Source organism: Clostridium punense (assembly GCF_017874425.1).
GTDB lineage: Bacteria > Bacillota > Clostridia > Clostridiales > Clostridiaceae > Clostridium_J > Clostridium_J punense.
The window spans coordinates 100,075-121,727 of record NZ_JAGGLL010000012.1; the positions used below are offsets into that span (position 1 = coordinate 100,075).

At 30.2% G+C, this 21,653-nt stretch carries 18 protein-coding genes; 3 read left to right on the plus strand and 15 right to left on the minus strand.

Features of this window, described 5'->3' with window-relative positions:
• Positions 1-564 precede the first annotated feature (564 nt).
• From J2Z44_RS09255 to J2Z44_RS09270, 4 genes are all read right to left on the minus strand, one after another.
• Positions 565-2,571 (minus strand): M4 family metallopeptidase, encoded by a 2,007-nt coding sequence (locus tag J2Z44_RS09255; RefSeq protein WP_021283878.1) that lies wholly within the window; start codon positions 2,569-2,571, stop codon positions 565-567.
• Positions 2,572-3,323: 752 nt separating this feature from the next.
• The gene (locus tag J2Z44_RS09260) at positions 3,324-3,461 is read right to left on the minus strand and encodes a hypothetical protein (protein WP_021283877.1); all 138 of its coding nucleotides are present in this window, start codon (positions 3,459-3,461) and stop codon (positions 3,324-3,326) included.
• 48 nt (positions 3,462-3,509) lie between these two features.
• On the minus strand, positions 3,510-4,796 hold the full coding sequence (locus tag J2Z44_RS09265; protein WP_021283876.1) for a helix-turn-helix domain-containing protein: 1,287 nt from the start codon (positions 4,794-4,796) through the stop codon (positions 3,510-3,512).
• 460 nt (positions 4,797-5,256) lie between these two features.
• Entirely contained in the window at positions 5,257-5,961 is a 705-nt protein-coding gene (locus tag J2Z44_RS09270; protein ID WP_021283875.1) for an HD domain-containing protein, read from the minus strand.
• A gap of 1,588 nt (positions 5,962-7,549) precedes the next feature.
• On the opposite strand from J2Z44_RS09270, the gene sstT reads away from it, so the two are divergent.
• Positions 7,550-8,791, plus strand: coding sequence for a serine/threonine transporter SstT (sstT, locus tag J2Z44_RS09275; RefSeq protein WP_021283871.1), 1,242 nt, complete (start codon positions 7,550-7,552; stop codon positions 8,789-8,791).
• A gap of 377 nt (positions 8,792-9,168) precedes the next feature.
• On the opposite strand, the gene J2Z44_RS09280 is transcribed toward sstT, so the two are convergent.
• Together J2Z44_RS09280 and J2Z44_RS09285 are read right to left on the minus strand one after the other, a co-directional pair.
• Positions 9,169-9,735 (minus strand): HD domain-containing protein, encoded by a 567-nt coding sequence (locus J2Z44_RS09280; RefSeq protein WP_021283870.1) that lies wholly within the window; start codon positions 9,733-9,735, stop codon positions 9,169-9,171.
• A gap of 545 nt (positions 9,736-10,280) precedes the next feature.
• On the minus strand, positions 10,281-11,192 hold the full coding sequence (locus J2Z44_RS09285; RefSeq protein WP_021283869.1) for a polysaccharide deacetylase family protein: 912 nt from the start codon (positions 11,190-11,192) through the stop codon (positions 10,281-10,283).
• A 656-nt stretch (positions 11,193-11,848) separates the two neighbouring features.
• On the opposite strand from J2Z44_RS09285, the gene ahpC reads away from it, so the two are divergent.
• Both ahpC and ahpF read left to right on the plus strand, forming a co-directional pair.
• The gene (gene ahpC, locus J2Z44_RS09290) at positions 11,849-12,412 is read left to right on the plus strand and encodes an alkyl hydroperoxide reductase subunit C (protein WP_021283868.1); all 564 of its coding nucleotides are present in this window, start codon (positions 11,849-11,851) and stop codon (positions 12,410-12,412) included.
• Positions 12,413-12,424: 12 nt separating this feature from the next.
• Complete coding sequence (ahpF, locus tag J2Z44_RS09295) at positions 12,425-13,954, plus strand: alkyl hydroperoxide reductase subunit F (protein WP_209649514.1); 1,530 nt, start codon at positions 12,425-12,427, stop codon at positions 13,952-13,954.
• A 116-nt stretch (positions 13,955-14,070) separates the two neighbouring features.
• On the opposite strand, the gene J2Z44_RS09300 is transcribed toward ahpF, so the two are convergent.
• From J2Z44_RS09300 to J2Z44_RS09340, 9 genes are all read right to left on the minus strand, one after another.
• Positions 14,071-14,685: a hypothetical protein gene (locus J2Z44_RS09300; protein WP_209649515.1), complete on the minus strand. Its 615-nt coding sequence runs from the start codon at positions 14,683-14,685 to the stop codon at positions 14,071-14,073.
• Entirely contained in the window at positions 14,663-15,847 is a 1,185-nt protein-coding gene (locus tag J2Z44_RS09305) for an ABC transporter permease (RefSeq protein ID WP_209649516.1), read from the minus strand. Before J2Z44_RS09305 ends, J2Z44_RS09300 begins: the two co-directional genes overlap by 23 nt.
• Before the next feature lie 2 nt (positions 15,848-15,849).
• A complete protein-coding gene (locus J2Z44_RS09310) occupies positions 15,850-16,713 on the minus strand; it encodes an ABC transporter ATP-binding protein (RefSeq protein WP_021283863.1) in 864 nt (287 codons plus the stop codon).
• 15 nt (positions 16,714-16,728) lie between these two features.
• The gene (locus tag J2Z44_RS09315) at positions 16,729-17,004 is read right to left on the minus strand and encodes a hypothetical protein (protein ID WP_021283862.1); all 276 of its coding nucleotides are present in this window, start codon (positions 17,002-17,004) and stop codon (positions 16,729-16,731) included.
• Between the two features lie 3 nt (positions 17,005-17,007).
• Complete coding sequence (locus tag J2Z44_RS09320) at positions 17,008-17,529, minus strand: RNA polymerase sigma factor (protein WP_209649517.1); 522 nt, start codon at positions 17,527-17,529, stop codon at positions 17,008-17,010.
• Positions 17,530-17,889: 360 nt separating this feature from the next.
• Positions 17,890-18,663: a GNAT family N-acetyltransferase gene (locus J2Z44_RS09325; RefSeq protein ID WP_021283860.1), complete on the minus strand. Its 774-nt coding sequence runs from the start codon at positions 18,661-18,663 to the stop codon at positions 17,890-17,892.
• Between the two features lie 465 nt (positions 18,664-19,128).
• Positions 19,129-20,166, minus strand: a complete 1,038-nt coding sequence (locus J2Z44_RS09330) for a PocR ligand-binding domain-containing protein (protein ID WP_082206949.1) — start codon at positions 20,164-20,166, stop codon at positions 19,129-19,131.
• A gap of 17 nt (positions 20,167-20,183) precedes the next feature.
• Entirely contained in the window at positions 20,184-20,573 is a 390-nt protein-coding gene (locus J2Z44_RS09335) for a chemotaxis protein CheW (protein ID WP_021283858.1), read from the minus strand.
• 10 nt (positions 20,574-20,583) lie between these two features.
• Positions 20,584-21,489, minus strand: coding sequence for a chemotaxis protein CheW (locus J2Z44_RS09340; protein ID WP_161624474.1), 906 nt, complete (start codon positions 21,487-21,489; stop codon positions 20,584-20,586).
• Positions 21,490-21,653: the final 164 nt, after the last annotated feature.

Consider the following 21,653-nt stretch of genomic DNA (forward strand, 5'->3'; position numbering starts at 1 on the left):
TTCCTTAAATGGTTTGCTTTTACCAAAATTCTTCACTTGCAATATGAACTTCTCTATTAATAGTGCTTTTCTGGTAACTTTTAATAAAAAACTTGAATTCCCAATATAAGAAAAATGTTTATATTCATGTTCGATTTTAAATAAGCCAAATCAGTTACATCTTTTCAAATAATGTTTAAAATTGCCTAATTATCATACTCTTTTAAGATTACTTTCAGAGCAAATGTAATTTCTCCACATAATAAAAATAGCCTCATGAGGTATAAAAGAATATATCTCATGAGGCTAGAGAAAATTATAAGGGATTTTGTGAAAGCTTAACTTAAATAAGAGTTAGTATAAATACTAATTGCTTGTGACTAATTATATATCAATCCTAATAGGCTCTTATTTTCAAAATTATAATTGAATTTACATTATAGGGAACCAAGTTAAAATCTATAATATAAATGACCCACCTTGGTTCCCTAAAGACTTTCTAAGATGAATAAAAAATTATTTCACCTTTAATCCTATAGTGATTTAGTTTATATTATTCTTCTAGTTTGTAATTAAAATTTCAATCTAGAATGTAGCTCTTAAGCTATAAGGTGTAGTAGTACTATATGCTCCGCTATAGCCAGAAACTTTGATATAGTATTTTCCTGTAGTAGGAACTGAATAGGATATACTTTCGCTAGTTGTACTTCCATTTTCTGATCTAGCAACTACTGTTCCAGCTGAGTTCACTAAATATAAATCATAATCCTTTGGAAGGTTTGTTAAATTTACTGTTATAGTTCTACCATAAGTTCCATTTACTGAATAATAATCTACATCTGTTGATGAGTAAATGTATGAACTGTAAGTTGTTCCACTAGTTAAAGCAACAGCTGCACTTATTGTGTTATTAGGTTCATAAGTATCTCCTGTTGGTGTACTAGAACCTACACCTACTGAAGTATAAGCATCAGCAACCTTAGTTGCTACAGTAGTATCTGTAGGATATAAATCCTTAGCAGCTTGTACCAAAGCATTCTTAGCATCTGTAAATTGAGCATATGGAGTTAAATATGAAGTTAATGCTCTATAGTATATTTGAGCCATTTTATTATTATCATTGATTGATGTTGCTGCAAGATAGAAAGCTTTGTTTGGAATTCCACTGTTTATATGAACTCCACCCCAATCTCCGTTTGATGTGTTAGGAAGGTTTTGGTATTGATTCATATGAGCTGGTTGATTATATAGAGTTGGATTAGATAAGCTTCTTAAAGCATCTCCAGGAGTTGATGGTGTATAGCAATCTTCTCCCATTAACCAGTCACTTGATTGACCTTCTATTAAATATCCAAAAACATCGGAGAAAGATTCATTTAGAGCTCCTGATTGATTTTCATACTCTAATCCAGCAGTTCTTTCTGTAACAGCATGTGTAAACTCATGTCCTACAACATCAAGAGCTGATCCAATATGTGCAAAGGTTGTACCACTGCAATCACCAAATACCATTTGAGTTCCATTCCAGAAAGCATTATCCATTGGTTGGCTTGGATATTGTGGATCTCTACCATTTACTGTTGCTTTTATAGTTGCTCCATTATTGTCAAAACTGTTTCTATTAAACTTATTTTTAAAGAAATCGTAAGTTTGAGCCATATTAGCATGTACATCAACTGCATCTAATTGAGATGATGCATTAAAAACATTATCCACGTCACTTACTATTGTTCCTGGGAAGTTTGCTGTTCTATTAGCATCATAAGTTTCGATTCTTGCTGCCTTTGTTAAATCTCTCATATAGTATCTTCCACTTACTAAATCAAGATTTAAATTTCTAGTTCCTAAAAGTCCTGAACCAGTTCCTGTAGCAGCTGCATTTTTTATTTCATTTCTTGACTTAATCACTTGTCCATCATTTGCATTAACAAAACTTTTTACATTTCCATAATAAGGAGCCATAAATTGAGTTGTTACGTAGTAAACTGGTACCCAATTTCCATTGTCATTATATATAAACTGCTCTGCCTTAGGATCTGCAGAATATTGAACTTCATCTTCTTTTATGTTTAATCCTTCAAGTGCTTTTTGAATGGCTTCTTCTGCTGAAAGTTTAAAGTCACCCTTCCATTGGTTTTTAGTTACTCCATTTTCAACATTTCCATTCACAGCATACACAGTTCCATTAGCATCTGTGTGCACTATAATTTCTGTTCCGTATACTGGAATACCATCGACTACTAATCTATTTTTATAATGTTTGTTATTTAAGTTATCAGTTTCAACGGATTGATTTACAAATTCCCCAACATTAACTTCAAACATATCCTTATTTTTACTGATAAACGCTGCTGCATCAGATGATCCATCTACTCCCTCTTCAGAAAGAGTTCCTGTGATAAAGCTTGGAATATTTTTATTACTATCCCACTTTATATCAAGATTTTTTCCTGCTTTTTCTGATCTCTCTCTTAATCTTTCGATAGTTTCCATTTTCTTTGGCCCATTTGTCTCATTACCTACTGTAGCTGCATAGGCAACTGAATTTAAAGAAAGTGCAGTTACCATTACTAAGCTTAGTACCTTTTTCATAATATTATCCCCCTTTTTAATATATATTTTTTGGTTTTTGAATTTAAAGTATAAACTTATACGTCAACTTTAAACAAAATTCTTCTTCAAGCCCTTTAAAAACAGTAAAACATATATAATTCCCCAATTACCTTACTGTTTGTAGAGCTTGTCCTTAACCTCCTTCCAATTTTTATTTGTTTTTATGTCAAATTTTATCAAGTGCTGATTACTATTATGTAAACTTATTGGAAACTTATATGGAATTGTATTAATTTTATGAAAATTAATAGCAAATCAGTTTCTAATTTATTAATAACTTTACAAATAGTATACACCTAAATTTTCATTAATGCAACTATTATTTTAAAATTTATTGTTGCCATTGTAATTTTTTATTATATTTTTTCTTTCACTAAAATATTGCTAAAACCTTCAATATTTTTACAATCATATTTTTCTTCGCAAAAGCAAAATAGCTCTATGAACTTTTTGTATCATAGAACTATAGAATCAAATATTGGTAAATTTATAATATTCCTTTAAATTTATTTCGTTTAAACATAAGAATAATATAAACTTACAAGAACAAATGGGTGTATTCACACGCCCTGTTAAATAGTCTGAAACTCTTTACATACATCTTAAAATCTAGTAGCTCCAACACCTTACATACGCTTTTTCAAGAAAGAAAGTTAAATTCCCTATATAATGAAAAAAGAACACATATTAATCCCATGTGTTCCCTTTCCATCTCTTATATATGCTCTAAATTAACTTAAGTGTATTGTTTGGATTTGACCTATTGGGCGTGGATCCTCTGAACTTCCACGTTCATACACAACATTTGCACCTAGACAAATAAGCATAGCCCCCAAAGTAACAACTAATAATTTTTTCATTTTTTTCACAATATATCCCCCCTATTACTTATTATAATTTTATTATATAATATTCAATCACCAATTTCCACTTATTTTTTGTGACAATTTTATAATGTTAGCAGCTTCCTCTAGTTTATTTTGCTTGATATATAATTCTACTAATTTTAAATACGCATTAAGTAATTCTAAAGAGTTATATTTTTCATCTGCTAAATCGATAATCTTATAATACAGCTCTTCAGCTTTATCAATTTTATTTAGCTTTTGATAAATTTCTATTAGTAATTTATACCCTAAAATTAAATAAAAATTATCATTATACTTTTGTGCAATATCACACCCCATTTTAAGTAGTAAGATTGCCTCTGTATAAAGTTCCTTCTCAATATATAACTCAGCCTTATGGATTATTGTATGAGCTAGCGATGATTCATCATACTCTATTCTTATAGACTCTGATTTATTAAAAGCACTAAGGCTATTATCATAATCACCTTTATCTAAATATAACCCACCTAAATTATTATAAATCATTCCTTCAGTATACTTTGTTATTCCTTTAAAATTACTCACTGTTTCTTTTAAAATCACTATCGCCTCTTCAATATTCCCCTGTGCTTTTATACAATTAGATTTTAAAATATTACCTTTAGCATACATTTCTTCATAATCATTAGAACCATTTATCTTATTTATATATATCTCAACATACTTTTTAGCTTCTTCTAACTTTTTCATTTTCTTATAGGTTAGTGCAATATTAAATATAGCTTTTACTTCTATATCATAATTATTAAGCTCAACGGCATACTGTTGAGCTCTAGTAAAATATAAAAGAGCCTCTACATAGTCTAGTTCATCATACTTACACATACCTAATCTATTAATTAAGTAACATTGTATATCTAACTTACCAATTGTTTTGCAAATATCCAAGGAATTATTATATGCTAAAAAAGCATCTAAATAGTGATATTCTTCATATTTCATATCCCCCATCACTCTATAGGCACTAGCCCCTGTTTCTTTAAGTCCATACTTTAAAGAAATTTCTATAACTGAATTTACTTGCTCCTCTGTAGGGTTATTGTCCATGATATTCTTACAATATCTTTCTGCTTCTTCTTCCCTTGACATAGTTAAATAATCTTCATCTATACTAATTTCAACATTTAATTCCTTAGCTCTTGCATTAAGTTTCTCTAGGATTATTCTTGCAATACTAGGATTTAAATTTCTCTTACCAACTTCTATCATACCAACATAGCTTCTTGTCATTGATTCATCAGCAAAATCACTTTGTGTCATATTCAATTCTTTTCTAATTTTTCTTAACTTCTCGCCCGGAGTTAAAAATTCCATACACATCATCCTTCTGGTATATTTACTTATTATGATTAATTTTATTTATATATATAGGGAACCAAAGACAAGGTTAGATTATACCGAGAACCATCTTGGTTCCCTTAAGGATTTCTGTAGGTAAATTTCATTCATCATGAATTAAATTCATCATGAATAAATTACATTTTTACAAAGGAATCCTATCTTAACGCCAATATTTTATTTTAAAATACACCTTAATTTCATAAGCATTTAGAAATATCTACTTTTTTTAAAATTATGAATTATAAAGCCATTTTAGTTAATCCTTATATTTTGTAATATGTATTAATATCTATTACTTGCAAAACTTACTTAACTTTGAAAATAGCTAAAAAACTTATCTCTTAATAAATTTTATGGTGAATTACAATTTCCGTTAATTTCATAACATATTAACATTATAATTTACTTTTGTAATTATTAACATATATTTTCATTATAAATTAGAAAAACTACTAAAATAATCTTCTATTTTAACTTCACCAAAAACTTCAGTTCCATAAAGTTCTTCTTTTAATCCACTGTTAAACTGAGCAATAAAATTCTTCTTTTCCTCTAAAATTTCTTTGCCAGCATCCGTATTTAAAATTTTGAAGCATTCCTCACAAAAATTCATTTCAAAAGTATCCAATCTATTGTAGAGTAATTGAAAAAAGTAAGGGTCACCCTTATCTATCCAATTAGATGCCATAAATATTGACATTGCACCTATTTCATCTAAAATATCGGCATCTTTTAGTACTTTTAAACAGTAATCTTCTTCATCTTGTTCTTTGTTTGAATGACTTTCAATTAACTTTAATAGTCTTTTAGTATCACCTATTACTTGAGATACATAGGAATTTTCCTTTAACCATTGCTCTACAATATTTCTCCCTAGTAAAGCATGTCCTTCTCTGGTATGAACCCTTCCCACATCATGTAATATGGCTGCAAGTCTAATTAATACTATTTCCTCTTCAGATAAATTATGATTTTCTCTGCTTAAAAGCTTTACTACATATCCCTCAACCCTAAGACAATGTAAAACCACGAATTCCCACTTATTTCTCCAAGGATGAATATTTCCATATTCAATATTTCTATCTTTTAAATAAGAAACCAGAAATTCCTTCCCTAAATTTAAAACATGCTCCTCCATGATACCCCCTAAACCCTAAGTATTTTTTAATTAAAACTTTCTTTACTTCTATAATACTATTTACTAAAATTGGTAGTCAATAAAAGCTTTAATTCTTCCTTCTATAATTACTTTTTTCACTCCATTGTTTCCACAATTAATATAAGATATAATAATATCAAGTAATATTAGGGTTTTAGGAGTGGTTATATGAATTATATGCAAAGATATTATGGTATAGATTTCTTATCAATTTTCTTGCTTATTCTAAGCTTCTTATTTGGTCTTTGGCATAGAACTAGCTCAATATCAATAATACTTTTTATATATTCCATCTTTAGGGTGTTTTCTAAAGATCTATATAAGCGCCAAAAAGAATATGATTTATTTTATACTTATGCAAATAAGGTTCTAAAAAAACTTGGATTACAACTTCCTTACAACACCATACCTTTAAACTTTAATTTTTTAACTTCTCATATAAACAATCTTAAATATAAGATAACGCAAAGTAAAAACTTTAAAATAACCAAATGTCCTTACTGTGGTCAAAAACTTAGATTGCCCAGGGGAAAAGGGAAAATCACCGTTACATGTAAGAAGTGTTTAAGAGACTTTAAATTTAAAACTTAAAGTCTTAAAAATGAACAGTTGTATTCACATCATCTTCTATAAAACTTCATCTACTTGAAATTTTACATGTCCTGTAAAATCTGATAATTATCAGGTTTTACAGACATTTTTTTGTATTAAAAGAAGATACATTTTTGTAAAATTTAATTAGCATACTACCGCTTCCCCTTTATTTAATATACATGTTTGAAATTGTTTTAATATTCAAGACACACCATATAAATAGAAACTTTTGAATAATAGGAAAGCCCTGCATAAATAGCGAAGAAACTCCTTTATTATGCAGGGCTTAATTAATATGAAACCAATAAGTGTTGACTTTACCATCTCCACTATACTATCATTAGCATTCTTTAATATTCTTCTTTTTTGCATTTCTCAATAGTTAACTCCCTGTTCACAAATTTATTTTACATATCTCAAATCATCTTTTCATTTATGCTTTTTATGACTTATTTTTATAAATTTCTCCATTTTTTATCTGATATGATAACATTTTCACCCTTTCCATAATTTACTTTCAGATAATTTTAAATTTTACTTCACTTCTGCAAAAATTCATGATACAATTACTTCACAAATAGTTCATAAATGCATTTACACTTTCTTAAAATGGACAACTTTTCTCACAATACTCATGTTTTATAGGCTTCTAAGACTGATGATTTTCTTATTTGATTCTAGAAATTTTAAGGAGTCAGTATAAATCTTGTTTAAGTTAGGTATAAATTTTATTTCTCTAGCTAAGGTTATTTATAAAGTCTAATTTATTTTCAAACTCCTTAAGGAATTTAAATTAAGCTAATGTATACTAATTTCTTAATTTAGCTTTCTATACTAAGATTGCTTTCTTAACTTTTAAATACTTTAGTATAACTAGTGAAAAACTTATGAAAACTCAATATTAATCTAGAAAGTCTATAGCATGATAACAATTGTAATTATTTCAAAATTATAAAAATTAGGAGGAATATTCATGGGAAAATTAATTAACGCATGGAATCGACTGAGCTTAGTAAAAAGAATAATTGTAGGTTTAGTTATCGGTATTATTTTAGCTATAACAGCACCATCTGTAGCAAAACCACTTACACTCTTCGGATCTTTATTTGTAGGTGCCTTAAAGGCAGTTGCCCCTGCCCTAGTATTATTTATAGTAACTGGAGCTATTTCTCAACATAAATCTGGTAAGCAAACTAATATGAAAACCGTTATTATACTTTATCTTTTAGGAACTTTCTTGGCTGGAGCTGCAGCTGTTGTGGCAAGCTTTATGTTCCCAGTAAGTTTAACTCTTGCGGCAGGAGCTGAAAACGTTACTCCTCCTGGTGGAGTTGTAGATGTTCTTAAAGCACTCTTATTAAATCTAGTAGATAACCCAGTGAAAGCACTTTTCAATGCTAACTATATTGGTATTCTTTCATGGGCAGTACTTCTTGGTTTTGCGCTAAAAAATGCTGCTGATTCAACAAAAACATTAGTTAACAATATTTCAGATGCTCTATCTCAAATAGTAATATGGGTTATAAACTTTGCACCACTAGGAATCATGGGACTTGTAATCGACACTATTGTTACAAGCGGAATTGAATCCTTACTTAGCTATGGAAAATTATTAGTACTTTTACTTGGATGTATGATATTCGTTGCTGTAGTATTAAACCCACTAATGGTATATGCTACTATCCGTCAAAATCCATACCCACTAGTATTTAAATGTTTAAAAGAAAGTGGTATTACAGCCTTCTTTACTCGTAGCTCAGCTGCAAACATTCCTGTAAACATGAGCTTATGCGAAGATTTAGGATTAGATAAAGATACTTACTCAGTATCTATTCCACTAGGTGCTACTATCAACATGGCCGGTGCATCTATTACAATTTCTGTGCTAACTCTTGCAGCTGTTAACACCCTTGGAATTCAAGTAGACCTTGGAACAGCAATAATTCTTAGCGTATTATCAGCAGTAAGTGCCTGTGGTGCTTCAGGAGTTGCCGGTGGTTCATTACTTCTAATTCCGCTAGCATGTAGTTTATTCGGAATCCCTGGAGATGTAGCAATGCAGGTAGTTGGAGTAGGCTTCATAGTAGGTGTTATTCAAGACTCCGCTGAAACCGCTCTAAACTCCTCTACAGATGCATTATTTACAGCAGCAGCTGAATTTGCAAAATGGAAAAAAGAAGGAAAAGAAATAATAATTAATAAAAAAGCTGCATAATAATTTAAGTCTTTTGGAAATTAATCATGATAATAACTATCACTCATAGCAGTTTACAAAAATTCTATAAAACTTTTAAATTAGATATTTTAAAATAATTGTTATTACTCTAATAAGTTAAACTATATATTCTTTTGCACATTAAAATCCCTTCTTGGCACCTTTATCTCAACCAAGAAGGGATTTGTGTTGTATTATTTTAATATATTAAATCCTTGAGTGCAAAAATATTATTATTTCATCATAATATAACTCAGTAAATTAATAGGAATTCATCTACAAAACCAAGTTTCATAATTTTCATATGTATTTGTTTATAGATTGTCTAATTGAGGTGTCTTTTTACTTAAATTTAAATAGCACATTCAATTTTTTAGCTAGGATTCCATAACTTTCATAGCAATATCATATTTCTCTTTATATATTTGCTTACTTGTTTCAGATAACTTGCTATAGCTGTTTATCAATTTATTTTTTACAAACTCTGCACCTTCTTTAATTGAACATCCTTCTACTTGATAAGCAAGCTGAAATAGTGCTGGCAAGTTCTCAAAGTTTGTTATGCCATCAGCATCTGCAACGCATATCTCTTCTACTGAAGATCTCGAATCAGACTTCACACTTCTATGATTTAATATGCACTTTTGTACCTTTTGTATTTTATCCTTTGGATAATCGTAGCTACTTAAAATATCACCAGCTATTCTTACTCCATGTAAATGATGATCGTTATAAAACTTATAGTCAGTAATAGCTGCTATATCATGAAGCCATGCAGATATTGCTACAACTTCAATGTCTGCATTGTTTTTTTGAGCTAAAATTATAGATTTTCTAACAACATCAACTATATGATAATATCCTCCTATTCCAAAATGGTTATTTTTACTCTCACACCTTCTTCTTACTTCATTTTTTAATGACTCTAAAATATCATCTCTCAAAATATACCCTCCCACTTACATAAATACTTTACTTGCAAATAAATATTATTTTATTTTACATATATATTTTACCATAATGTTCTATTTTTTTTCAAATTTCCCTAGGTTTTTTTGTAATTTTTAATTTTTATTTCATTTAATTCAATATTATGTAAAATATGTTATCATTTTATTCAACATCAACTTACATAATTTACAAACTAATAACTTTGTTTACAAAATTTAAGAAAAATGCTTATGAATTATTTCTTAGGTACTGAATCTTGAATGTATATTTAAAATAAATTCACCGTTATGTCTGCCTTATACTTATACTTATACTTATACTTATACTTCTGTAAGCAATAAAAATGTTTCCTTAAGAGATCATATTTGCAATTGATTTATTCGAACAAATTATTTGAATCAGTTATTTCTATAGCAGAACAAGTATACTAATAAGCTATACTATTAAATATAAAAAAAGCCTGGGAATATTCTTCACAGACCTTTTTATCTTATGTATTTTTCTACTTTTTCATTGCTAATTAAATCTATTCTATTCGCTACTTCTTGTTGAGTAATTCTTCAAATTGCTTTATGTTTGTGTTTCCAAATACTGCAATACGATTTAGGTTGTATAACCCATTTCTTCTTATAGCCTTCGCTGGAACTGTTCCCATTGCTAGATTATAATTTAATTTTCTTGTAATCATGATTGTGTCCTTATTAAATTGCCCATATGGAAAAGAAATGTACTTTATTTCTTTTCCTAAAATATCTTCTAGGATTTTCTTAGATTCACTTAACTCATAAAACTGTTGATCATAGGACATTTTATTTAACTCAAGATGACTCACAGTATGACTTTGTATGCTAACTCCATTTGCATCCATTTCTCTAAGCCTATCCTTATTTAAGTACAGTTTCTGATCTATCATAGAAGTAATCATAAATAATGTTGCCTTGAATCCAAACTCCTTTAATACTGGATAGGCATTCATGTAGTTATTCCAGTATCCATCGTCAAAGGTGATTATTATAGATTTATCATCAATTGGAGTCCCCTCTGTGTAATAAGCATATAAATCATCAAGACTTATCACGTTATAACCATTATCCTTTATAAATTTCATTTGTTCTCTGAATTTATCTTTATGAACACTCATGTAATCTTCTTTACCATCTGTAATGTTATGATACATTAATATAGTAACTTTTCCACTAGAAAACAAACTTCTGAAATTATCCATTTTCTGTTTATCATATCTAGTGGGAGTGCTTTTACCTGGTTCATTATTTTTATTAGTTTCACTATTCTGTTGCTCAATTTTACTTCCTAAAGACTGATTTACATTAATATCTTCCGATTCTGGATGATTGTCCCAAGTTGATATTGAGGTAGGCATATTTATTACAAGAGTTATAATCATAAAAATATAAATAAAACTCTCAAAAAATCTTCTACGTAGCTTCATTAGACTCCCCCACTTATACCCTAATTTTATTTAATTTATTTTACTTAAACTTATTATATATTGTTTCACTTTATTATATAATAATTTATTTTCTTAGTCTATTGACTTAAGTAAAATTTAAGATTTAAAGGAAAAATTTAAGATTTTTCAACTGTATTTCTTAACTTTATATAATTTAATTTAGACTGTAGAGCAAAGTTCTTTTAAAACTTTTGCTTTATATTACTTATGTAATGACAAAATTACTAAGTTTAAGGGATTTAAAAATTAGTGTAGTTTATCAAAATAGCTTTGATTCATTTTAACTCTCTTTCTTCAACCAACTTAGATTTTTAGACTTAAACCACTACTCTTTCAAAATATAATTAAATAACTGTAAATTTTGTAATATTGTATTGACACATAACTATTGTCATGTAATAATTATTATTACTTAGTAATCGTTATATGAATTGATAAATAGTAAGTAGCGCATAATAATCTAGGAAAATAAATAAAACCTTTTTATTTAAATTACTATTCCAATTCATACAGGCTTTCAGGATGAAAATTTGTTTTATTCATCTTCATTGTCCATAAGAGAATCAAGGTAGCTTTCATATATTAATAATTATGATTTTGCTGCCCTATAAATTAAATTTTAGGAGGAATTAATTATGTCATTAATCGGAACTCAAGTAAAAGAATTTAAAGCATCAGCTTTTCAAAATGGTAACTTCATAGATGTTACTGAAGAAAATTTTAAAGGTCACTGGAGTGTAGTTTGCTTCTACCCAGCAGATTTTACTTTCGTTTGCCCAACAGAATTAGAGGATTTACAAGATAATTACGAAACTTTAAAAAGCCTTGGAGTGGAAGTTTATTCAGTTTCAACTGATACTCACTTCACACATAAGGCATGGCATGATAGCTCAGAAACTATAAAGAAAATCCAATATATTATGATTGGTGACCCATCCCATACTCTATCTCGTAACTTTGATGTTCTAATTGAAGAAGCTGGTCTTGCGGATCGTGGAACATTTATCATTGACCCAGATGGAATTATTCAAGCAGTAGAAATTAATGCAGGTGGTATTGGCCGAGATGCAAGTACTTTAGTTAATAAAATTAAAGCAGCACAATATGTTAGAAATAATCCAGGTGAAGTTTGCCCAGCTAAGTGGAAAGAAGGCTCTGCAACTCTTAAGCCACATTTAGACCTTGTAGGAAAAATTTAAGGAGTTAATTCTATGATACTTGATGCAGAAATAAAAGCTCAATTATCACAATACCTTGAATTACTGGAAAACAATGTGCTGATTAAAATAAACCCAGGTTCTGACGATATATCTAAAGATATGTTGTCCCTAGTTAATGAGCTAGCTAGTATGTCATCTAAAATCACAGTAGAAAAAGCAGTGCTTGAAAGAACTCCAAGCTTTAGCATAAATCGTCCTAATGAGGACATTGGAATAACCTTCGCTGGCATTCCTTTAGGTCATGAGTTTACCTCCCTAGTATTGGCCTTACTTCAAACCAGTGGAAGACCTCCAAGGGTTGATGATAAAGTAATTAATCAAGTTAAAAACCTTAGTGGAAAATATAATTTTGAAACTTACATTAGTCTTAGTTGTCACAACTGTCCTGAAGTGGTACAAAGTTTAAACTTAATGAGTATTCTTAATCCCAACATTACCCATACCATGATTGATGGAGCTGCTTTCAAAGATGAGGTTGAAAACAGAAATATCTTGGCAGTGCCCTCAGTATATTTAAACGGTGAGTTCTTCAGCAGTGGACGTATGACTATTGAAGAAATTCTAGGAAAACTAGGCAGTGGTGAAGATATATCAGAACTATCTAATAAAGAGCCTTATGATGTATTAATTGTTGGTGGCGGTCCTGCTGGTGCAAGTGCTGCTATCTATGCAGCTCGCAAAGGCATTCGTACAGGTGTAGTTGCTGAACGCTTCGGTGGCCAGGTTATGGACACTTTAGGTATAGAAAACTTTATTAGTATGAAATATACAGAAGGTCCAAAACTTGTAGCAAGCCTTGAAGAACACGTTAACCAATACAATGTGGATGTAATGAAACTACAACGTGCAAAACACCTTACAAAGAAGGATTATATTGAGGTTGAGCTAGAAAGTGGTGCAATCCTAAAAGGAAAAACAGTGATAATTTCAACTGGTGCTCGTTGGCGTAAGGTTGGCGTACCTGGTGAAGAGGAGTTTAAGACTAAAGGTGTAGCCTATTGCCCTCACTGTGATGGTCCATTATTTGCTGGAAAAGATGTAGCAGTTATTGGTGGTGGCAACTCAGGCATAGAAGCTGCCATAGATCTTGCTGGTATTGTAAAACATGTAACAGTGCTTGAATTCATGCCAGAATTAAAGGCTGATGCTGTACTTCAAAAACGTCTTTACAGCCTACCTAATGTAACTGTTATAAAAAATGCTCAAACAAAAGAAATCACAGGTACAGATAAAGTTAATGGTATTTCTTATATCAATCGTGACAATGGCGAAGTTCATCACATTGAGCTTCAAGGAGTATTTGTTCAAATTGGTCTTGTTCCCAATACAGATTGGTTAGGAGAAGAAGTTAATCGTAGTAGATTTGGAGAAATAATTGTAGATAAATATGGTGCTACAAATATACCTGGAGTATTTGCTGCTGGTGATTGTACTGACAGTGCTTACAAACAAATTATCATCTCCATGGGTTCAGGTGCAACTGCTGCTTTAGGAGCTTTTGATTACTTAATTCGTAGTTAGTCATGAACTAAATAACTTTGCTCAAGATTTTAAAAAGTACTCAAACTCTCATCGGTGAAGTTTGGGTACTTTTTATAACTAATTCTACGAATTAACTATTAAGCTTAATTTCAAGCCTAACTTTTTTTATATATTACTCTTAAATTTATAATGAGCAATATGATAGAAATTAGAAGTATATAGTGTTTCCCATAACTAAAACTACCCCTTGTAAGACTAAATAAGTAAAAATCTTTAGTATGCTTTCCACCATCAAATAATTCAAAGAAATAATACATAAAAGCTACCATATATCCTAAAATATCATTTTCAAAGATATTACTAACAGTAATACCTATCATACCTAGAAAAAAAGTTGTTATGAAAGTTCCAGAAATTATTTCTACTACATTAAAGCTACTTTCATTATATATTTCTATAGCTGTTACAGTTGCTATGCACAAAATAGTGAAGAATACCATAATAATTATTCTTAAAAGCACTATGTTCATAAAGGTTGTTTTCTTAGTAAAAATAGTTTCTTTTATATTATTATTATATTCAATAGTACAAAGATACGGAAATAATATTATACCAATGATAGACACGTAAGTCTCACCTATAACAGCGGCTTCCCTATAAGTTAAAAACTTCATGTTCATCATTAAAGTAAGAATGATTAGAAATGCTCCAGCAATAGCTGTATTTAAATTCCCTATAAGCTTTAAATTATAATAAACTAAATTTTTCACCTATGGATCCTCGCCTTCTATCATATAAAAACACTGCTATAAATATTATCACTAGTGAAAGTAAAAAATAAAATGTCCTATTTACCTGAATACTATTTGCCCATTTCATGTATTCAACATTATTAACACTAGAGTTAAATCTTATAATATATTTGTCTAAACCATAACTTCCATATAAGTTAGGTATTGAACTGCACCATAGTAGAAACTGAATTATTATAGCTGCTATTGGTTTTTTAAAAATTACTCCGAATAGCATGCCCAGGGCTATAACAAACATTAAAGTAGGAACAATCCATAGTAACACATATTTATAAAAAGCAAAGTAATCTATAGAAATACCACTATTAGCTGCTAATCTTCCATAGGTCAATGTTCCGTGGGTTGCAGTAAATACATATGGTACCATCAGGGATACAATGGCGGCTAAGTATTTTGTTAAAACATATTTTAAGGAACTTGTTTTTTTTGAAAAGATTACTTCTTGTGCTCCACTTTTCAGATCCCTAATTAATATAAAGGCTGCTATAAACATTGGGAAAATTCCTGCTGTTATGCCCATGTAATCTGCAAATACCCGTCCTTCTGCATTAGTGATTTTATCTTCCTTTAATTTAATATTAAAATCCGCTAAGGCCTCTTCATAGGTAATACTAGTTTTAAGTATACTTCCTCTAAGTTCTTCTCCATAGTAGCTTCCCCCGCCAAGAATTTTATCTAAATCATTTAATGTATTTATAAATTCTTCGTTAGATATTTGCTTCTCTGGAGATATGCTCTCCATTGCAGCTTTAAAAGCATTACCCTGTTTATCACTTAGTTTTATCCTTTTAGCAAATCCAAACTTATATACCACAACCACTTTTTCCTCAAGATTCATATCCATGTAATTATACATAGCTTTTTGCTTCATTTTAATATCTGTCATAGGCTTAGTTCCATAGGTATGTTCTAACCTTGCTTTAGTATACTCCCTTTGTTCTGCTGGCATCTTACTAACTTTCTCTGCAATTTCTTCCTTAGTCAAAGGCTTTATATCATCTATAGATTTAGGAAAAGTCATCTGTGAACTATAAAAAATAACTACTGCAACTATAAATATATAATAGGTTATACTTTTCAAGTAATATTTCATTTCCTTGCAAAATAACTGCCACCACATAGCTATGCCCCCTTGATTATTTTCATATATGCATCTTCCATATTTGGTTTAATGCATACTGCTTCTTCAAATGGCTGAAGCTTGGATATAAATTTAACTTTAAACTTATCTTCCTCTGACACAGTAGATATAACTTCATATTTCCCTTTAATTTCAGGTAGATATTCTCTCTCTACCAAAGCAGACCATACATGTCCACTGGCTTCTTTTATAATTTCATTAACTTTTCCTTTATAGACTATTTGTCCATTTTTGAGTATCCCTATGTTTTCACAGGTAAATTCAATATCCTCAACAATATGAGTTGAAAGTATAACTATCTTTCCATCTGAAAAATCCCTAAGCATATTTCTAAATCTAATTCTCTCTTCTGGATCTAGTCCCACAGTGGGTTCATCAATTATAAGAACCTTAGGATCATTTATCATAGCCTGAGCTATTCCAAGCCTTCTCCTCATGCCTCCTGATAAAGCCTTGACTTTTGTCTTCATGTTATTTTCTAAATTCACCTTACATAAAAGCTCTTGAATAATTGTTTTCCTTGTGCTTTTATTCTTTATTTCAGATAACACAGCTATATAGTCCATAGCTTCATAAACACTCATTGAAGGATACATAGAAAAATCTTGAGGTAAGTATCCAATAATGCCTCTTATATCCTTTTTATTACTTATATCAATTCCATTTATTTTTACATCACCACTATTTTTGCTTATAAGGGCAGTGAGCACCCTCATAAGGGTAGTTTTCCCAGCCCCATTAGGCCCTAAAAGACCAAACATACCTTCATTTATTTCAAGGTTTACATTCTTTAAAACTTCTTTATCCCCATAGGATTTACATAAGTTATTTAATTCTATTTTCATATTTCCACCCCTAATCTAAATCTCTAAAATAAACTCATAATAAGATGACGCTACCATCAAAAGCATAAAACTTATAAGAATTACAAAAGCATCAAAATCACTAACTATAGTAAATGTAATAGATAGCAGTGCTAAACCTCCTAATACCATTGCATATCTTAACTTTTTCTTTTTAGCTAACTTTTCACTTTTTTCTATTAACTCTTGTTTCTTTTTTTCCTGTTCTAAATAGCTAACCTTACAATATACGCCCCTTAAAAACTCTTCTTCTTTCTTTAACATATCTTCCATACTTCATTCCTCCTGAAGCAATAGTTTTAACTTTTTTCTTGCTCTATATATAAGAATTTTTATCTGCACAGTGCTTTTTCCCATAACTTTACCCGCTTCTTCATAGCTCATATCGTTGTAATCAATGAGGTATATTGCTATCTTATAATCGTCTTTTAGCTGATTTATTGTGTTTTTTAAGTGAATTTTTTCCTCTTGTTTAATAACTATCTCTTCCGCACTATAATCACAAACAACTTCTGACGCTTCTAAAACTCCTTTTTTATTTCTTCTAATATAATCTATACTTTTGTTCCTAACTATAGTAAAGAGGTAGGTTTTAAAAGAGGCTTTAAAGTTATATCGCTCCTTATACACATATATACTAGCAAAGCTTTCCTGAGCTATATCCTCTGCTATATGATAATCATGTACGAACTGCATGGAAAACTGAATTGCTCCTTGCCTATATTTTAGGACTAAGGATTCAAAAGCAATATCATCACCCTCTATAAATCTATATAATAGCTCCTTATCTTCATTCATTTCTCCTCCCCCTTGTTAACCATTCACTTCTTATTCGTATAAAAATAGAAAAGGTTACATCTTATTTTTTATTTTTTTTACGGAAAACCAAAATAAAGATTCCCTTATTCTTTGAGCCTACCTTGGTTTACTTAAGGCTTTTTGAAAGTTTATTTATCATTAGTATTATTTATAATGAATACGATAATTTTTCACATTTAAAGCCTTCAAAAAAGCTATTTCAAAAACATTAAATTGCTTTTGAAATAGCCTTAATTTTACTGACTAATTAGATATTTACTATTCCATATTCTCTAATCTCTACTAAAGTGCTACGATAAAATACTTATGGCTATGTACTTTAAATTCTATAGAACCTTCCTACTTTTCATAGTGAATATGATATGTATCATAAGATTCCTCCAACACATATCCGAATTTTTGGGCAAGAGCAACTGAAATAGGGTTTGCCGCATCCCAACTAGGATATTTTCCTCTTTCAAGGCAATCTAATATCAATGCGGCAGCAGCAACAGTTGCTAAGCCTTTTCTTCTATACTTTGGATGTGTATCAATTTCAATCTCAATACCACCATCATAAACACTGTAGGATGATGCCCCACAAACAATTTTCTCCTTATGCAAAATACAGTATCCTGTGCCTTTGTGAACATAATCCTCTATGGAATCAAACTGACTTGTAAAATCCTCTGAAACCTCCTGCAAAGATGGCTCATAGGCTAATGCCACATCTATTTTTTTCAGTTCATATCCTTCTGGCAGCTTGCCTAAGAAAGATTGTATATGAGCATAATCTAAATATTTAGGATTTTTTTTGAAAGCATAACGCTGAAACTTATCTATATGGCCTTTATGAAAAGTTTCTATACGATTTTTCCATTCCTCATTCTCAACAATTACTAGATTATCCTTAGGTAAATTGGCAAGTAATTCATCTGTGCCCTTTGCATATGGATCTCCAGCATAAAACACAAAAACACCTACTATGATTTGTGCCGCAGTAGGATTTATAGGGTCATTAACCCAAGCTGTTCCCATGTGCCCTTGAAGATAGGATAAAATCATTGTATCACTCATATTTTTAAACATAGAACTTAACTGCTTTCTTATATTAGTATCTGCTTTATAAATCATCAAATCACTTCTTTCACAACAAAATTATCTTTTGGTTTTGCCTTTATTTTTCTATTTTCTTACTAATTTTAAAGTAGCGCTTTATTGCACATTCCGCTTACCATATTAATTAATACTATTTTACATTAAATATCTTTCTAATTTCAATTATTTGCAATATGTTATATATCACATTAAAATTTACAGAGTCAAATTATTATTTAAAGAGATATATGAAGGTATTAGTAATAAGTTATATGAATAACGAAACTGATTTTAACAGTGATTGGCACAATGAGCTAATACAAACAATTGAAAAAACTACAATGATTTTAAGTAAATTATGTTTGTGAAAATAAGTTACTCCCATTATATGAACAGTTTAATTATTTTAATTGTTCATATAATGGGAGCATTTCATCTTTTTTCTATGATAAAAATATTATTAAGTGCAAATCCTAGAAATAAAATAATACAGTTTTGTAATTAAGAATTATTAGCTATTTTATTTAATAATTCTGCAAGACTCATTACCTCTTCAACACTTGCATTAGTTTCTTCAATTGCAGCAGACTGCTGTTCGGTACTTTCTATAGTTGAGCCTGAAAGCTTAAGAGTTTTACTTACTGATTCCTGTATTCTAGAGGTCAATTTAGTAATCTGTTGAGCTGTTTCCTTTGAACTTTGAGAGAGATTACGTATTTCTGTTGCTACTACCCCAAATCCTCTGCCAGCCTCTCCTGCTCTTGCAGCCTCAATTGCTGCATTGAGCCCCAACATTTTAGTTTCATCTGCAATACTCTTTATAGAGTCAAGTATAGAATTTATTTCTATAGATATGCTTTGTACATTAAGTATTTCATCATTTAGAGTATGGTGGTTGTCTATTACTGAAATAGATGTAGCTGCCAACTCCTGCGTAGCTCCAGCAATCTGTGAAAAATTATCAGTAAGTTCTTGAGACATTCTTCCAAGTCTTAATTGATCATATCCAACTTTTGATAATGTGTTGGCAACAATAAATAAAACTTCAGCAGCAGCTTTAATATTTTTTTCAGTTGTAACCTTTACTTCCTGTACTGCATCAATATATCCCTCTTCATCAACACCAATTTCCTTTGCTATCTTCCTATAATTTAAAAGTTCTGGCTCATCAGTAAGTACTTGTCCACCAAGAATTGTCCCTATCTGCACCCCGTCTATCATAATAGGCGCTGCAAAATCAATAAGACCTGCATGACAGGTATAAACATATGGTCGACCTGTCCTTGTTGCTTCTTCGCCCCCTCTTCTGTGAGATTCTGCACATCTATTGTCTCCAGTTGTAGTAGAATGTGTAAAACTCTCACAAAATCTAGTATAGGAGCTTGGCTTTGTTACTGGATTACCATTAATATCCACCGTTACGCTTGCTACATCCATACCAATAGCAAAATTATCCTGAAACTTCTGTAACACATCAATATCTATTACATCCTTAATCTCAATATTTTCAATACTAAAATCCTTTTGATCTCTCATCATTAATAACTCCCTCATTCTTATATTTTATCTAGTATTTCCTCACTTAAATATGTTAAAACGTTCTCATTGATATTGATTACATACATCTTTAAATTTAAGGCTACCTCATCCTGACTCTCTTCAATATTTATTACTTCATTTACATCAGTTACTGCTAATGCCATCTTTTGCTCCTTGTATTTTATAATTATTAGCTTTTCATCAGTTTTATATAACTCTGTTTCAAGGTTAAAAAGTCTTTTTATATCAATTACCGGTAATGCTTCGCCGCGATAATTAACCAATCCCTTTATGTATTTCTTAGACTTGGGCACCACTGTGACTTGACGCATATTTTCTACAGTATCGACAATCCCTGTATCAACAGCATATTCTTCATTGTTTAGTGAAAAAGTAAGTATTTGCATTGCAACCCTCCTAATTCTCGCAGACAAGTGCTGGAACATCTAAAACAAGTGTAATATTGCCATCCCCTAAAATAGTGGTCCCTCTAAGTTCATGTACATCATTTAAAACTTCAGCTTTTGGTTTTATAACCACATCTGTTTCATCTAGTAAGGAGTCAACAAGCAATGCATATATTCTGTTATTTACACTTACAATTAAAATACAAGATGAATTAGAATTGCATTGAATTAAATCTAATTTTTCAGCAACTCTTATCAGGGGTATTGCCTCCTTCATATATAGAATTAGTTCAGAATTACATGCATTCTTAATATCAACAGAATCCTTATTAATAATTGTCTGAATATAGTCAAGAGGTATAGCAAAAGTTTGATCGGCCACCGTTACAAGTAATGCTTTTGTAATACTGCACGATATAGGTATAGAAATATTTATCTGAATAGTTTTTTCTCCTAGAATTTCAATATTACCTCCCAACATTGCAACGGTAGTCTTAGCATTAATAATATCTTGAAAGTTTGGCAGACAATTTGTAAGTTCCAACAGATCATGGATTTCTTTTTCAGACATATAATTTATATTAATATTCTTCCTATTAAGTATTTTTAAAATATTCTCAAAATTAAAGTCAGAAAAATTGCTTTCAATGGATAATATAAGGTTTTTCAAGTCAGATGATGCCTTTATTGTTAAATTTTGATCAGAATTCTTTTGATTTTGTTCAGTTTTATTAGGTATATCATTATGCCCCTGTATTATTTTTTGTATAAATATTCTAACCAAATATTCACATATACTAACCATAGAGCTTTCAATTTCGGTTTCTTCACCTTCTATGGCAATGTGTATATGTTCATTATATCGTTTATAATGGGTTTCAAATATTTCTGAGATTGAAGCGAAAACAGTCTTCATTTTCACCATTCTCATTTTCTTTACTATTTCCTGGACTTGAGTAGTTAACCTTATTTCTTGTTCTAAGACTGACCCTTACCCACTTTGGTAGACACGAGGAACTCGTGTTATACTAAACGTGAAGGGAATGATTTTAGTGAATAACCATTATAGTGCAGAATTTA

Coding starts and splice junctions, on each gene's coding strand:
- J2Z44_RS09255 (WP_021283878.1), bottom strand. CDS start 2,571: ATGAAAAAGGTACTAAGCTTAGTAATGGTAACTGCACTTTCTTTAAAT.
- ahpC (WP_021283868.1), top strand. CDS start 11,849: ATGTCATTAATCGGAACTCAAGTAAAAGAATTTAAAGCATCAGCTTTT.
- sstT (WP_021283871.1), top strand. CDS start 7,550: ATGGGAAAATTAATTAACGCATGGAATCGACTGAGCTTAGTAAAAAGA.
- J2Z44_RS09315 (WP_021283862.1), bottom strand. CDS start 17,004: ATGGAAGATATGTTAAAGAAAGAAGAAGAGTTTTTAAGGGGCGTATAT.
- J2Z44_RS09285 (WP_021283869.1), bottom strand. CDS start 11,192: ATGAAGCTACGTAGAAGATTTTTTGAGAGTTTTATTTATATTTTTATG.
- J2Z44_RS09305 (WP_209649516.1), bottom strand. CDS start 15,847: ATGTGGTGGCAGTTATTTTGCAAGGAAATGAAATATTACTTGAAAAGT.
- J2Z44_RS09320 (WP_209649517.1), bottom strand. CDS start 17,529: ATGAATGAAGATAAGGAGCTATTATATAGATTTATAGAGGGTGATGAT.
- J2Z44_RS09335 (WP_021283858.1), bottom strand. CDS start 20,573: ATGCAAATACTTACTTTTTCACTAAACAATGAAGAATATGCTGTTGAT.
- J2Z44_RS09340 (WP_161624474.1), bottom strand. CDS start 21,489: ATGAAGACTGTTTTCGCTTCAATCTCAGAAATATTTGAAACCCATTAT.
- J2Z44_RS09310 (WP_021283863.1), bottom strand. CDS start 16,713: ATGAAAATAGAATTAAATAACTTATGTAAATCCTATGGGGATAAAGAA.
- J2Z44_RS09325 (WP_021283860.1), bottom strand. CDS start 18,663: ATGATTTATAAAGCAGATACTAATATAAGAAAGCAGTTAAGTTCTATG.
- J2Z44_RS09265 (WP_021283876.1), bottom strand. CDS start 4,796: ATGGAATTTTTAACTCCGGGCGAGAAGTTAAGAAAAATTAGAAAAGAA.
- ahpF (WP_209649514.1), top strand. CDS start 12,425: ATGATACTTGATGCAGAAATAAAAGCTCAATTATCACAATACCTTGAA.
- J2Z44_RS09270 (WP_021283875.1), bottom strand. CDS start 5,961: ATGGAGGAGCATGTTTTAAATTTAGGGAAGGAATTTCTGGTTTCTTAT.
- J2Z44_RS09330 (WP_082206949.1), bottom strand. CDS start 20,166: ATGATGAGAGATCAAAAGGATTTTAGTATTGAAAATATTGAGATTAAG.